Below are 14,343 nucleotides of genomic sequence, written 5' to 3' on the forward strand. Positions count from 1 at the left end.
GGAATCTTTGTTTTTCCAGATATCTCCTGATCTTATGGAACGTTTCATGCCAGCAAAGATGCGTGAAAAACGAGTTATGAAAAGACTGCAGGATCAGATCGATAAACTTGTGTTACGCAATCTTGAGAACCTCCGGTGGGAAACCCTGCAGAACATTGACACTACATTCAGGAAATTCAGTGCCAGCTTTGATATAAATCTCGCCATGACCATTGAAGCAACGCATGGCACGATCCGTTCGGCACTTGCAGAGAGAAAAATGCATGAGGAGAACGTCATGTGTCAGCTTGATCGTTCAAAAAAGATGGCTTTGGAAATCCAGAATCTTATGAGTCTGTTTTAATTTAGAGAAAACACATAAAATATCTGATGTTCAGTGCTCCTGAACTTTATTTATTCTGATCGCATGTGCTACGTTCCAATAAGCTGTTCATTAGACTTGTCCGTTCTTATAAGCGCAAAGACTCCCATTGCGCTTACTATTGCAGCGAAACCGAATCCCACATTGAATCCGAAGACACTCCACAATATTCCTACTACGAAGCTGGAGATGAGATCACCGATACCATTTACAGTAGCCAATGCACCAAAACCGAGTGCTCTGCGCTGCTCTTCTACCATCTGCCCGGATACTGCACCTTCCAGAGTATCCTCGGCTGCTATGTATGCTCCAGCTAGGCAGAACAGCAATCCATAGCTAATAATGGAAGGTGGAGATATTATGAAGCCTATGAACATTAGTACTGCCAATGCGTATCCAAAGGTAAGCATTTTTTTTCTACCCAATCCATCCCCCAGAGCTCCAAAAGGATAGCATGCGGCTGCATAGACTATATTCCGTAATCCATACAAGAGGACACCTGCAGAGGTCGCCTGCACAAAGCCCATGCTTGGTGTTAGCATGGTGACAGCAAATAGTATTAACATCGTATGCGAGAAATCAGAAATCCCGAAAAGGAGAACTGCAGAAAGGAATTTCCTATATTTTGGGGAAAATTCTCTCATCGAAACTATTATACCTTTATGGCTTTCCAGGGGTAGAGGATTTTTCTCTTTGACCGTCACTGTGAAAACAACTGCTGCAAGAACACCGGGTATCATGGCAAGCCAGAATATATTTCTTATCTCTATCCGTGATAGAAGTACATATGCCAGAGCAGGTCCGGCTATTGCACCCAGTGTATCTCCTGCACGATGAACTCCAAATGCTTTTCCAAGGTCTTTTTCCTGTACAGATCTGGCTAGGATGGCATCACGCGGGGGACCTCTTATTCCCCTGCCTATCCAACCAAGCAACCTGCCAATAAGTACCAATAACCAAGACATTGAGATTGCCACTATTGCCGGGAAAACGCCTGTTGCCACATACCCCAAAATAGCAATCTCCTTGTGTTTTCCAAGCTTATCAGAGTAATATCCAGAAAATAACTTGGCAAAGCTTGAAAGACCATCACTCAATCCCTCTATTATTCCCAGGGCGTATGTAGGAGCCCCTATAGATGCTAGGAAGGAAGGTAGTAGTACAGTCACTGACTCATGCCCAAAGTCCGAGAGAAAACTCGTTAATGAAGTACCCCATACAGTAGAGTTAAGCCATTCCTTCTCTTTTCTTTCCATGGCATTGTCTCTTAAATTGAGTAGTTGACATTAATTATGCAATGCGACTTTGGACATGAGGTGGGACACTTATCCTTTCACAAATGCGCTTCTTCCGGCATAGACAGCCTTGCTTCCCAGTTCCTCCTCTATACGAAGCAGCTGGTTGTATTTCTCTACTCTTTCACCCCGGCAGGGAGCACCGGTCTTGAGCTTGCCGGCACAGGTAGCTACGGTGAGATCTGATATGAACGAATCAATGGTCTCTCCACTGCGGTGGGAAACATTCAGGCCCCAACCAGCATTCCTGGCCAGGTCCATGGTTGCAAGTGTTTCGGTAACTGTCCCGATCTGATTGAGTTTGATCAGTACAGAGTTTGCAGCCTTTTCTTCAATTCCACGTTTAACAAGTTCAGGAGAAGTAACAAATATATCATCCCCGATCAGCTCAATTCTTTCACCCAGTTTTTTTGTCAGCAATTTCCAGCCAGACCAGTCTTCTTCGGCCAGCCCATCCTCGATGGAGATGATGGAATAGGTCTCCACAAGCATTTCGTAATATTTGACCATGTCTTCAGAGGTCAACATTTTTTGTTCCCGCCGCAGTTCGTATCTTCCTTCATGATAGAAGCCGCTGGATGCGGGATCAAGTGAGATGCAGATATCCTTACCTGGCCTGTATCCTGCTTCTTCGATGGCAAATGTGATGAGTTCCAGCGGCTCCTGATTGGATGCGACCTTGGGTGCAAACCCGCCCTCATCTCCAATTGCAGTGGGGTAGCCTTTCTTTTTTATGATGTTCTGTAATACATGGTATGTTTCTGCACCCCATTGCAGAGCGGTCTGAAAATCACGAGCCCCAAGAGGGACGATCATATACTCCTGGAAATCGGCTCCCTGCCATTGTGCATGCACCCCACCGTTAAGCACGTTCATCATCGGAACTGGTAGAAGATAACTTTTGTCCGGGCTCAAATATTCAAAGAGCTGCGCTCCTGTGGCCTGAGCAGCAACCCTGGCGACGGCCATGGATACACCGAGAATGGCATTTGCACCTAGCCGTGCTTTATTGGGCGAACCATCAAGTTCGATCATAGTTCTATCGATCCCTTCCTGATCAAGAGCATCCATTCCGATGAGAGCATCAGCGATCTTATTGTTCACTTTAGCAACAGCAGTGAGCACACCTTTCCCACCATAACGCTTCGGATTGCGATCACGAAGCTCGTATGCCTCGTGTTTCCCGGTAGACGCACCGGAAGGCACTGCAGCTCTTGCCCGTGTTCCATCCTGCAGTAAGACATCTACTTCAACTGTTGGGTTACCCCTTGAATCAAGGATCTCGCGTCCGTGAATGTTTTGTATTGTAGTGTTCATCTTGTTCTACTCCTGTATTCGTATCACTATTCTTTAGAATAATACCTGTCAAGCCGCCTGATACTTACTAAAGATAGTATAAAGTCTAAACACCATTGTAGAAGTCATCAGCTTGAGCGGTTTAGACTGGAGAGTCTAGGCGGACCCCATCACCTTTCTTAGAGGGTCTACTTGCATCAGATAAATAAATTACGCAAACTTTGATAGGGTTTTGATTGATCTGCTGATACCAACAAGAGGGCACTAAGCGTTATAATGTGACCATTATACCAGTTTTAATGCAGACTTAAGCTCCATATAGAAACCTATTTATAGCATAATAGGTGTTAGATATCCGATATGTCTACTCCGACATAACGCTGCTGGCAGCACTTAAGAAAATAAGACTACCTGACCAAAACCTGCCAGCAGCTCGATCCCAAGATCGTTCTGATCTGAAGATAAGGTGGTGTTCTGTACGGATAAAAAGAACCAGACGTTACTTACGGTTGCCATAGCGATCGTTATTATCATAGCCCTTGCGGCTATGTTCATGGGCTCAGATGATGAGAAGCAACAAGATGAGCAACAAACGGCACAAAAGACAGCCATTACCGTATCTGCTTCTGCAGTGCTTACAGAAGCATTCACAGATATGGAAAAAGAGTTTGAGGCCGAAAATCCAGAAATAGACCTTATAATGAATTTTGGTAACGCTGGTTCTCTAAGGATGCAGATAGAAGGAGGTGCACCCATAGATGTGTTCGCTCCAGGAGATGTGAATCAAATGGACATGCTGGCATCAGAGGGATTGGTTTACAACGATTCACGAAAAGAATTCGCAGGTAGTTCCCTTGTGATAATAGTCCCAAAAGGCAACGTGCTTAACATTACAGACATGAAAGACCTGGCAAAGCCTGAAGTGAAGAAGATAGCACTTAGTGACACTGAGGCTTCAACTGTAGGCAGATATGCAAAACAATCGCTTATGGAAGAGGGACTATGGAGCAGTGTGCAGAATAAACTGTTAACTGGCGACACGGTGAAGAATTCATTGGTCTATGTGGAAAGAGGAGAGGCTGATGCTGGATTTGTGTTCACGGTAGATGTATCATCCGCACAGCCGGACACAATTGAAGTGGTTTCTTCAGTCCCTGTGAGCACACCCATTATTTATCCCATAGCTGTGGTTTCAGCTACCCAGCATGCTGAATACTCACAGCTGTTCATAGATTTCGTCACTGGAGAAAAAGGTAGATACATACTGGAACAATATGGCTTCCTAATCCCTCAGACCGGATGAACTCAAATGCTTGACCAGGTATGGTTCCCTCTATACATAACGCTTAAGATATCACTGGCATCCTCGTTAATAGTGGCAATACTGGGTACCTTGATATCCTATATCCTGGCCAGAAGGGAATTCGTGGGAAAGTGGCTCGTTGACGTGCTGGTCACCCTTCCCATGATACTTCCACCTACAGTAACAGGGTACATGCTGGTCGTGCTTCTGGGAAAGAACGGGATCCTTGGAAAAGTTTTGTTCGACCTGACAGGGATCAGATTACTTTTCACCTGGCAGGCAGCGGTCATCGCTGCATTTGTCGTATCCTTGCCCCTTATGGTCAAGACCGCTACTGCGGCTATAGAGGCTGTGGACAGAGAGCTGGAATATGTGGCCTATACCCTGGGAAGGAACGAGCTTGAAACCGCATTGTTCATCACCCTGCCTCTTGCCAAAAAAGGCATACTTGCCGGTATCGTGCTGAGCTTTGCAAGAGCAGTTGGGGAATTCGGTGCAACGCTTATGGTCGCCGGGAACATTCCTGGCAGGACCAATACTATGGCCATCTCCATTTACAGTGCCTTCCAGGGCGGCAACAGTGAACTTGCGAACACACTGGTGATAATACTCGTGCTGATGTCCCTGATATCCATGGCCGTCACTACAAAACTTGTAAATAGCTGGAAGATCTGAGGTGTGCATACATGGGGATCAAAGTTGACTTCAGAAAACGATTTTACAAGGGCAATGACAGGAAGAAAGGAAAAGAACCTTCTTTCACCGTGGATGTCAGCTTTGAAGCAGGCAACGAACTTGTAGTCCTTTTTGGCCAGTCCGGCTCCGGAAAGACCACGACCTTACGATGTATCGCAGGTCTGGAAAAACCCAATGGAGGAAAGATCACTGTGAACGGTACAGTGTACTTCGACTGCCATACGAGAATAGACCTGCCTCCACAAAAGCGTAGCCTTGGTTACGTGTTCCAGAACTACGCACTTTTCCCCCACATGGACGTAAAGAAGAATATCACATATGGACTCAAGGGCAGGACAGACCAGGAAAAGGAAAGGAGAATGAGGGAAATGCTCCGGCTTTTACATATAGAAGGACTGGAGGACCACTATCCTTCACAGCTTTCAGGAGGACAGAAACAACGTGTGGCTCTGGCCCGTGCTCTGGCTCCCGGACCGGACATTTTGCTATTGGACGAGCCTTTTTCAGCACTGGATATGATCGTGCGTATGAAGTTGCGGGAAAGGATTAAACTGATCCAGAAAGAACTGAACATACCCGTGCTTTTCATCACCCATAACCCTGTGGAGGCTTTCACCCTCGCTGACAGGGTTGTAGTGTACCATGAAGGGACAGTGCAGCAGACAGGAACACCTGAAGAGGTATTCTATCATCCGAAGAACATACACGTAGCAGAGCTTGCCGGCGTGACCAATATATTCGATGATGCTGTATTTGCAGGCCATGTAGGCAAGGATAGAGCATTGTTCAAAGCTGGGGAGCTGGAAATAATTACAAGACACATTGACCTTAGAACTGATGAAAGGGTATCATGGGGCATTCGCCCCGAAAATATCACCCTTTTGAATCCCGACAAGGACAATATAGAACTGTATGAAAATCACTTCAACGGGAAAGTTATGAGCATCGTCAACAAAGGCACGAGCAAGCTCATAGCAGTGGGGTCGAACAACGACAGAAGGGTGCTGGTCTCTGAATTATCGAACAAAGCGTGTGAAGAACTTAACCTGTTCCAGGGATGCAGTTGTACATTTTCATTTGCATCCAGGGATATACTGATATTCGTCTGACTTAGTCGCTTTTTCTTATTGAGAATATGGCTTCATGTAAAATGTTAAAAACACACATTTAAGTTAACTATTTATATCAATATGTTAGAAATATACCATAATAAGATAGATATACCCAACATAATGAGAGGTATTCAATATGGATAACAGGTACAGATATATTCTTTATGTAGCAGTTATAGCCGTTGTGACAGGAGTGATGGCGAGTATCCTGCAAGTGGGCAACGAAGAGGTTGCGAACATATTGATCAATATCGGTGTGGCCCTTATAGCTGTACTGCTGATCAGGCTGAGAAGGACAGGGAACCTGCCTGAAAAAGATGAAAGGACAAAAAAGCTGGGTGCTTATGGCCTGTCATACTCATGGCTCATCACATTTCTCGCTTTGAACGTGATATTCTGGATAGATCGCCTGCAGTTTGCACAGCTCACAGTATCCGAAGTAGTGTTCATTCTCGGAATTCTCATGCTGGTGACTGCAAAAGGTTTCCAGTGGCATTTCCTCTCAAAAGGCGATATGGACTGATCAATGATCTATAGCAGAGGTATCGCATGCAGACAAGGATCAAAGAGTTCAGAGCACGATACGATCTAACCCAGGAAGATCTGGCAAAAAAGGTCGGTGTCCGCAGGGAAACAATAGGTTTTCTGGAAAAGGGGAAATACAACCCGTCGCTGAAACTTGCATACAGGATAGCAAAATGCCTGAACTCCACGTTAGACGAGCTATTTATATTCGATGACACTGACCTCTAAAAGGAGAGATATGGAAACAAGAACGAAAGTCTGGATCACGGAAGACGGAAAACCTGTAATAGGAGAAGGTAAAGTTGCGCTACTCAGGGCCATAGATGAAGAAGGATCACTACGCAAAGCATGCAGCAAGGTAGGTGTTTCCTACAAGCACGCATGGCTGGTGCTCAATAAGATGAGCGAGCGTTTGGGCGAAGATGTAGTAGTGACAGTAAGAGGGGGAAAAACACAGGGCACCTTTCTCACTGATGCTGGCCGCAGACTCATAAAAGAATACGATATGAGCAAACAGCTGCTCAATGATACCATGCATGATGAAACATTCATGGAGGACCTTGGATTACACCTTTCCGCACGCAACCGTATACCAGCAAAAGTCATAGAGGTAGAAAAAGGAGATATAGCCTCCAGGGTCAAATTATCCATAGAAGCTGCAATGCTCAGTTCACTTATCACCACCGAGGCAGTGGAGAAACTGAACATAAAGGAAGGCGACGAAGTCTTTGCAGTGATCAAGTCCACTGAAGTGCTCATTGGCAAAAAGGCAGTGAAGAAAGATTGATGCTTTTTCGCTCCACCACCTTTCCATTCCAAAATATCAAGTACATTTTTTTCGGAACATACCATAGACCATAAGAGGAAGCAGCACAAGTGCAAATGCAAGCTGGATGTATGGCGGTGCAATATCTGCTCCACTTCCCACAACTGCAGCTGCCCGTATCCCAAGTCTCAGATATATGTAATCCAGAAGCAGGCCGAACCCCATGGAACATACTGCTATCATGCCAACATAGATCATAGCAGTCCTTTTCCCCAGGAATTTCATTACCATGGTAATGGTTGCAGCGTTGGTCGCCGGTCCTGCAAGGAGGAACACAAAAGCTGTTCCTGGACTCATACCTTTTGCAACCAGTGCTGCAGCAAGAGGCGTAGACGTGGTCGCACAAATATAGAGAGGTATGCCTATCAGAAGCATTATCAACATTGAAAAGATGCCACCTCCCAGATAGGAGCTGATAATCTCTTCAGGTATCAAGTATGCAATAATGCCTGCAATTATGGTCCCTATTATCAGCCATTTTGAAATATCCCCAAGAAGGTCTACAAATGCATACTTTATACCAGCTGATATTCTGGGAACTGTACCAGTATCAATATTCGAAGAGCATGCTCCGCCTGAACATGAACAACCGCAGCCCTGGACAGCTGGAGCGTGCAGCATGACAAGGGGTTTGCTTAAAGAGGTCTTCTTCTCAGTTCCCGATGAGAAGTTTTCAACTATGCCTGCTGCTATAGCCGTGAACAGTGTAGCCAATGGTCTGAATACCGTCATTATGGGATCAAGCAAAGCGTAGGTGATCGCAATGGAATCAACTCCTGTTTCCGGTGTAGAGATCATGAAGGATAACGTAGCCCCTTTTGATGCACCTCTTTTCTTAAGGGATAAGGCAGTAGGTACCACTCCACAGGAACATAACGGCAACGGCAAACCCATGATAGATGCATTGATCACAGACCTTACTTTTCCTGCTGATTCACCCAGATAGGACAGCACTTTTTCGTCCGGCACAAGTGCATGCAGTATGCCTGCGATCAGGAATCCCAGAAAGAGATAAGGGGACATCTCCAGGAAAAGTGACCAGGATTCAAGTGAAATACCATACAGGATCTGTATGACCGATGCTTCGGATATCATGATTCCATCTCCTTCGCGTGCTTCTGGCACATCTCCACCAGTACACTTACGTGCTCATCAGCCAGATGATAGACAGTGAAACGGCCTTCTCTTTTTGTTCTCACGAGATCGAGCTGGCGCAGGGTACGCAAGCTGTGAGAGATAGCCGATTGGGATTGTCCCAGGATATTTTCAATATCGGTCACACAAAGAGGACCCAGCTGCAAAAGTAGAAGGATCTGCAGACGTGTTGTGCATTGTAATGCGCCAAAAGTTTGGCATATGCGGTTCAGCACTTGTTCAGAGGGCAACCTATGGATCATAGCTTTAATAGCTGCTTCATCCATGCATGAATGGGACATATATATATGAACATATGAACAATAGTTCATATAAGTAACCGTCAGATCGGGGAATAGAAGAACAAAATAATTATAAATGCCAGCATCAAGAGAGATAACCAATCCTCTTTGTGCAGATCCAGTTCTAACATGGATGTCCTGTATGCACCCTGATAACATCGGCTTTCCATAGCCATCGCCAGGTCCTCTGTCACACGCAATGTATTGCGGATCATAGGCACAGCTATGGAAGGAATGGCCTTCAAAGGATTACGGCGCAGATCCATACCTCTGGAAACCTGTGCTTCTGTGATCTGCTGCAGACTCTCGTGAAGCAAGGGCACAAAACGCATGGAAATGGACATCATGGTGGCAAGGTCATAGGATGAAATGCCCAGCAGAGAAAGAGGTAGTGGGCGCAGCATCCGTTCTATACCCAAAGTAATGAGGGCAGGACGCGTGGTTGAAATAAGCAATGAAGCGAAAAGGACAAGCAGAATGAATCGTGAAGTAACAAGCATCCCTTTCCAGAGTCCTTCATAACTTACACCTAATGGCCCCAGGTAAAATGAACCCTCACTTTCTGAGAACATGACCTCTACCAAGAAGATGAAAATGAAGAACAACAGCATGGGGCGAAGAGAGTTAAGATGATGCTTGATTCCCTGCTTTGCAAGAAGTGCAAATAAGAGAAAAGCACTTGATAACAGAACCATATCCTGAAAACTGGATGCCCTCAGTACAACAACGCTAAGCAGCATTACTGATACAAGTTTCGTACGGGGGTCCAGCCTGTGAAGAACAGATCTTCCCTCGATGTAGGAAAAGAACAGTTCATTCATGGGCTGTTCCCATCCTTTTGATACGCATTATTTCCTGGAAAGCCTCTTCCACATCGAATATTTGATCTTTGACCTTTACCCCGCATCTGCGAAGCTCCCTCATCAACAAAGGAATATCGGGAATTTGTGGGAGGGTAGATAAAAAATAGTTGTCAGGTGTGCCATCAAATGCTATTTTTCCCTGGCCCATGAAAACCATCCTGGTAGCTGAGGGCAACACATGATCTAAATTGTGAGTTATGACCACTATAGTGACCCCCATGGCATGAACCTGTGCTAATGCCTTTGAGAGTTCTTTTATGCCCTTGGGATCAAGCCCTGTGAAGGGTTCATCAAGAACTATATATTTAGGACTTGCAGCGATGACACCGGCAAGGGCCACCAGCCTCATATGGCCGTTACTTAAACTGAAAGGCGATCTTGAAGTGATCTTTTCATCCATTCCCACCAGTTTTAATGACCAGCTCACTTTTGAACGCAGTTCCTCACCGGAAATTCCAAAGTTCGATGGTGCAAAAGCGACATCTTCAAACACTGTCCTTGCAAATAGTTGCTGCTGGGGAAACTGGAACAGCATTCCTACTAGTTTCCTGGCATGAACAGAAGCTGCATTATACCCATCCACAGTCACTTTTCCGAAAATGGGCTTTAACAGGCCATTGAAATGTTTTACAAGAGTGGTTTTTCCTGAACCTACTTCTCCCATAATGACCAGAAATTCACCTTCTCCTATCTTCAGGCTCACTTTGTCAAGCACCATTTGCTCTAGCTGGGTTTTTCGTGCATAGGAAAAGCTGACATTTTCTACAATGACCGACATATCTCCTCCGCCAGAGTAAGTGGAGACAATGGCTGACCATTCAGGTGAATAACACCTGCGTCTTCAAGTCTTAGTGCAAGCTGCACTAAAGGGGGCACCTCAAAAAGATCATTGTCCTGAAGGAATCCCCTGATAATGTCAGAAGGTGCGCCATCGGCTATGACCGTACCGTTATCCATCACCAGAATACGGTCTGAGATCAGTGCTTCTTCCAGCCGGTGGGTTATATAAAGCAGGCCTATTCCTTTTTTTTTAAGAGAAAGCACTATATTGAGTACTTCCGTACATGATCGTGGGTCCAGCATAGAAGTTGCTTCGTCCAGCACGAGGAATTTAGAACCCATAGCTAAAGACCCTGCAATGGCCGCTTTCTGTTTCTGGCCACCGCTCAGGGAACCTGGAGAAGCATACCTATACTTTTCCATACCAGTAACTGTTAATGCTTCTGAAACCAGATATCTGATCTCTGCAGGCGGGAATGCTAAATTCTCTAAACCAAAAGCAATATCCTCTTCCAGCGTGCTTCCAAAGAACTGCACATTAGGGTTCTGAAAGACCATACCAACAACCTGCCTGATCTTCCAGAGATGAGAAGAGTCTCTAGTATCCATACACATCACCTCCACAGAACCCTCAGTGGGCCTTAAAAGACCGTTCAAGTGCCTGGACAGAGTGGATTTGCCACAGCCATTGGGACCCATTAAGGTTACAAATTCACCCATTTTTAGTTCAAGGTCAATGGAATCAAGCACATGTGTACCATCGGGATAGCTGTATGAAAGGTCCTTAATGGATATCATGCACTTATACCTCATATCGTTCAGATATGAATGCTGCGAGCATCAATGTTATCAGGTCCCCTATAATGAAAGGTAATACTCCTGCGATCATTGTTTGCTGGAATGTGAGATGCGCTACGGACATCAACCGGAAGGCTCCAAATAAATAGATGATAATTAATCCGATTATCATACATAGAAAATTTTTCAGTATAGAGCGCTGGGGCAGAATTTCCAGGAGCTTGCCTGTTACAAATGCTGCAAAAATGAAGCCTATAAGATAGCCTCCGGTTGGACCAAAAAGTACCCCCATGCCAGAAGCACCTCCTGAGAATACCGGAAAGCCTGCTATACCCAATAAAAGGTACACCACCATACTAATGGTCCCCCATCGGCTACCCAACATGGAACCTGCAAGCAATACGAAGAATACCTGCATTGTCACGGGAACCGGTGTAATGGGCAAAGGGACCTTTACATACGCACCTACAGCTGTGAGAGATGCAAAGAGGGCAGCAAAGACCATTCTTTTCAGGTCAGTATGAGATCTATCACTAGAGATGAGATTATTGTAAACCACGGTTATGAAACTGGTTTACATTGAATTTAAAGATTATCATCTAATAATATGGGAAAAAAGAGAAAATTGGGCCGGAACAAGTTCGGCCATAGCAAACCATTATGAAAAAAGAACTGGATCAATCGCCCAGTTCTACGTCGGAGCCCGGCATGCCTCCTGCACCTGCCTTGCCCTTGCCTGAAGATGCGACCACATCATCGATCCGGAGGATCATAACGGCAGCTTCAGTAGCTGAGTTGATCGCCTGTGTCTTTACCCTCAGCGGTTCAATGACATTCTCTTCCCACATGTCAACGACCTTACCTGTATATATATTGACACCGGCTCTCTTATTACCTTTCTCATGCTGGGAGCGCAGCTCAACAAGTATGTCTATCGGGTCAAGTCCACCATTCTCCGCAAGGGTCTGCGGAATGATCTCCAAGGCATCTGCGAATCCATTTACTGCAAGCTGTTCTCTGCCTGTGAGCGTGGAAGCATACTGCCTGAGCTTCAGTGCAAGTTCTATTTCAGGTGCACCTCCGCCTACAACTACCTTGCCGTCTTCCAGGCAAACACCTACAACCCTCAGTGCATCATTGAGCGCACGTTTCAGGCTATCTACAATATGGGTAGTTCCTCCGTGAAGGATCAGAGATACGGTCTTTGCATCCTTACAACCCATCACAAAGGTCATCTTTGTGCCTTTGATATCCCTTTCTTCCACATAGTCTGCGTAACCAATGTCTTCAGTGAGGATCTCTGTGTCATCCTGCACAATAGTAGCACCTGTTGCCCTGGCGAGCTTTTCCATATCGCTCTTCTTGATCCTTCTGCAGGCATATATGCCAGCCTTCTCCAGATAGTACTGGGCAAGGTCATCGATGCCCTTCTGACAGAACACCACATTTGCACCGGTCCTGATGATGTTGTCGACCTTCGCCTTGATCATCTTCTCTTCCTGATCCACGAACAGCTGCATCTGTTCAGGAGATGTGATCTTTATCTCAGCATCCTTTTCGATCTTGTTGAACTCGATAGCAAAGCTTGTCAACATTATTTTGGCATTATCGATCCTCTGTGGCATGTTGGGCCTGACACGGTCCTTGTCTATTACAAGTCCCTGGACCAGTTCTGTGTCCTTTATGCTTCCGCCTTCACGCTTCTCGATAGTTATGTCCTCTGTGTCGACCTTATAGCCTGAATCTGTCTTCTCGGCAACAGAAAGTACTGCATCAAGGGCTATCTCAGATAGGAAGTCCTTGTGTAATTCTCCTTCACCCTTGCCTGTAAGCGCAGTTGAGGCGATCTTCTTGAGAGCTACCCTGTCCTCAGGTGAAACATCAATAGTGATCGTTTTCAGGATCTCTTCACATTTTGAAGCGGCATGCCTGTATCCACTTGTGATTATGGTGGGGTGGATACCTTTATTCATTAATTCTTCTGCCTTTGTGAGCAATTCCCCTGTAAGCACAGCTGCAGTGGTAGTACCATCTCCCACTTCATCATCCTGGGTCTTGGAAACCTCTACCACCATCTTGGCAGCAGGATGCTCAATATCCATTTCCTTAAGAATGGTGGCTCCGTCATTGGTGATAACTATATCACCCAGGGAGTCCACTAGCATCTTGTCCATGCCTTTGGGACCCAGTGTGCTTCTCACTGCGTTTGCCACAGCCTTTCCTGCAAGGATATTGATGCTCTGTGCATCTCTACCCCTGGTCCTCTGAGCTCTGTTACCTGAATAGTATGCTGGTTGTCCAGCTGTTCGTGCTGCCAAATCATTAACCTCCTCATATAGTGTTGGATAATTGAACGATCAATTTGAACATTGAAGTGCCTTTATCGAAGATATTCAACACTCGATAGTTGAATCTAGATGCAAGCAGTTCTATATAAAGATAACCAGTGTGGTCAGAAAAAGGAATTGAGATCAATATGGACCACGAAAAATAAAAGAAGAAGTACCGTTTTGGATGAAGTCATGCCTAAACATATAATTTTTTGATATGATTTGTAATAGCACAGTACACATGTTCCTTATAGCAGGCAGGGTCCGGGATACTGAATATGGCCAGCCCGCCTGCATTCCATGCCACATTAGAGATGATGTTCTTTTGATCCATCTCATCGATCATCAACTTAACTTTGGAGACGTCTTCAGCCACCTCTCTCCAGTCTCCCTGATGGACTGTGGAGGGAGCCTGCCTGAGATGAAGTTCAAGCTGCTGCAAGGCGAACTGATATGTATGTAACCATTGGATGGCCTCTTTTTCCACCTTTGCCTTTCCGAGCTTCGCATCCTGAAAAAGTTGCTTGATAAGCAATTCAATGTCTGAAGACCTGAAGCTTCTACTATCCAGTTTATCTATGAATACTTGGACCTTTTCCATTACAACCCACCTGCATAGAAAAGATGGTAGTGAAAGCACATAAGAGTTTCTCAAATCCATGTTTTGTACACCATACATGCCGATAAACTCATTTGTTCATAATTAGAACCGAAGATTTAAA

General features: G+C 45.4%; 17 protein-coding genes and 1 riboswitch. Of the genes, 7 read left to right on the plus strand and 10 right to left on the minus strand.

The window, feature by feature from the left end:
• The coding region (locus A4E24_RS01820; protein ID WP_292351149.1) for a hypothetical protein at positions 1–343 on the plus strand (343 nt) is incomplete at its 5' end.
• Between the two features lie 68 nt (positions 344–411).
• On the opposite strand, the gene A4E24_RS01825 is transcribed toward A4E24_RS01820, so the two are convergent.
• Both A4E24_RS01825 and eno read right to left on the minus strand, forming a co-directional pair.
• Positions 412–1,617: an MFS transporter gene (locus A4E24_RS01825; RefSeq protein WP_292351151.1), complete on the minus strand. Its 1,206-nt coding sequence runs from the start codon at positions 1,615–1,617 to the stop codon at positions 412–414.
• A 69-nt stretch (positions 1,618–1,686) separates the two neighbouring features.
• Positions 1,687–2,973 (minus strand): phosphopyruvate hydratase, encoded by a 1,287-nt coding sequence (gene eno, locus A4E24_RS01830; RefSeq protein WP_292351152.1) that lies wholly within the window; start codon positions 2,971–2,973, stop codon positions 1,687–1,689.
• Between the two features lie 91 nt (positions 2,974–3,064).
• A riboswitch (Fluoride riboswitch) is annotated at positions 3,065–3,136 on the minus strand.
• 285 nt (positions 3,137–3,421) lie between these two features.
• Here eno and modA point away from each other — a divergent pair.
• From modA to A4E24_RS01860, 6 genes are all read left to right on the plus strand, one after another.
• A complete protein-coding gene (modA, locus tag A4E24_RS01835) occupies positions 3,422–4,255 on the plus strand; it encodes a molybdate ABC transporter substrate-binding protein (protein WP_292351153.1) in 834 nt (277 codons plus the stop codon).
• A gap of 6 nt (positions 4,256–4,261) precedes the next feature.
• Positions 4,262–4,930, plus strand: coding sequence for a molybdate ABC transporter permease subunit (gene modB, locus A4E24_RS01840; protein WP_292351154.1), 669 nt, complete (start codon positions 4,262–4,264; stop codon positions 4,928–4,930).
• Between the two features lie 11 nt (positions 4,931–4,941).
• Complete coding sequence (locus tag A4E24_RS01845; RefSeq protein ID WP_292351155.1) at positions 4,942–6,060, plus strand: ABC transporter ATP-binding protein; 1,119 nt, start codon at positions 4,942–4,944, stop codon at positions 6,058–6,060.
• 139 nt (positions 6,061–6,199) lie between these two features.
• Positions 6,200–6,586, plus strand: a complete 387-nt coding sequence (locus A4E24_RS01850) for a hypothetical protein (protein ID WP_292351157.1) — start codon at positions 6,200–6,202, stop codon at positions 6,584–6,586.
• Between the two features lie 26 nt (positions 6,587–6,612).
• On the plus strand, positions 6,613–6,816 hold the full coding sequence (locus tag A4E24_RS01855; protein WP_292351158.1) for a helix-turn-helix transcriptional regulator: 204 nt from the start codon (positions 6,613–6,615) through the stop codon (positions 6,814–6,816).
• A 10-nt stretch (positions 6,817–6,826) separates the two neighbouring features.
• On the plus strand, positions 6,827–7,375 hold the full coding sequence (locus tag A4E24_RS01860) for a molybdenum-dependent transcriptional regulator (protein WP_292351160.1): 549 nt from the start codon (positions 6,827–6,829) through the stop codon (positions 7,373–7,375).
• Positions 7,376–7,411: 36 nt separating this feature from the next.
• On the opposite strand, the gene A4E24_RS01865 is transcribed toward A4E24_RS01860, so the two are convergent.
• From A4E24_RS01865 to A4E24_RS01900, 8 genes are all read right to left on the minus strand, one after another.
• On the minus strand, positions 7,412–8,509 hold the full coding sequence (locus A4E24_RS01865; RefSeq protein WP_292351161.1) for an SO_0444 family Cu/Zn efflux transporter: 1,098 nt from the start codon (positions 8,507–8,509) through the stop codon (positions 7,412–7,414).
• Positions 8,506–8,835 carry a helix-turn-helix transcriptional regulator gene (locus tag A4E24_RS01870; RefSeq protein WP_292351162.1) on the minus strand — a complete coding sequence of 110 codons (330 nt, stop codon included), beginning with the start codon at positions 8,833–8,835 and terminating at the stop codon, positions 8,506–8,508. The genes A4E24_RS01865 and A4E24_RS01870 overlap by 4 nt, the downstream gene beginning before the upstream one ends.
• 56 nt (positions 8,836–8,891) lie before the next feature.
• A complete protein-coding gene (locus A4E24_RS01875; protein ID WP_292351164.1) occupies positions 8,892–9,671 on the minus strand; it encodes an energy-coupling factor transporter transmembrane protein EcfT in 780 nt (259 codons plus the stop codon).
• The gene (locus tag A4E24_RS01880; RefSeq protein WP_292351166.1) at positions 9,664–10,491 is read right to left on the minus strand and encodes an ATP-binding cassette domain-containing protein; all 828 of its coding nucleotides are present in this window, start codon (positions 10,489–10,491) and stop codon (positions 9,664–9,666) included. The genes A4E24_RS01875 and A4E24_RS01880 overlap by 8 nt, the downstream gene beginning before the upstream one ends.
• Positions 10,476–11,291: an ATP-binding cassette domain-containing protein gene (locus A4E24_RS01885; RefSeq protein WP_292351167.1), complete on the minus strand. Its 816-nt coding sequence runs from the start codon at positions 11,289–11,291 to the stop codon at positions 10,476–10,478. The genes A4E24_RS01880 and A4E24_RS01885 overlap by 16 nt, the downstream gene beginning before the upstream one ends.
• A 4-nt stretch (positions 11,292–11,295) precedes the next feature.
• Positions 11,296–11,850, minus strand: a complete 555-nt coding sequence (locus A4E24_RS01890) for a biotin transporter BioY (RefSeq protein WP_292351168.1) — start codon at positions 11,848–11,850, stop codon at positions 11,296–11,298.
• Between the two features lie 118 nt (positions 11,851–11,968).
• The gene (thsA, locus tag A4E24_RS01895; RefSeq protein WP_292351169.1) at positions 11,969–13,609 is read right to left on the minus strand and encodes a thermosome subunit alpha; all 1,641 of its coding nucleotides are present in this window, start codon (positions 13,607–13,609) and stop codon (positions 11,969–11,971) included.
• Positions 13,610–13,817: 208 nt separating this feature from the next.
• Complete coding sequence (locus A4E24_RS01900; RefSeq protein ID WP_292351171.1) at positions 13,818–14,222, minus strand: hypothetical protein; 405 nt, start codon at positions 14,220–14,222, stop codon at positions 13,818–13,820.
• Positions 14,223–14,343 lie beyond the last annotated feature (121 nt).

The sequence above is a fragment of the Methanomethylovorans sp. PtaU1.Bin093 genome, assembly GCF_002067275.1.
Taxonomy (GTDB): domain Archaea; phylum Halobacteriota; class Methanosarcinia; order Methanosarcinales; family Methanosarcinaceae; genus Methanomethylovorans.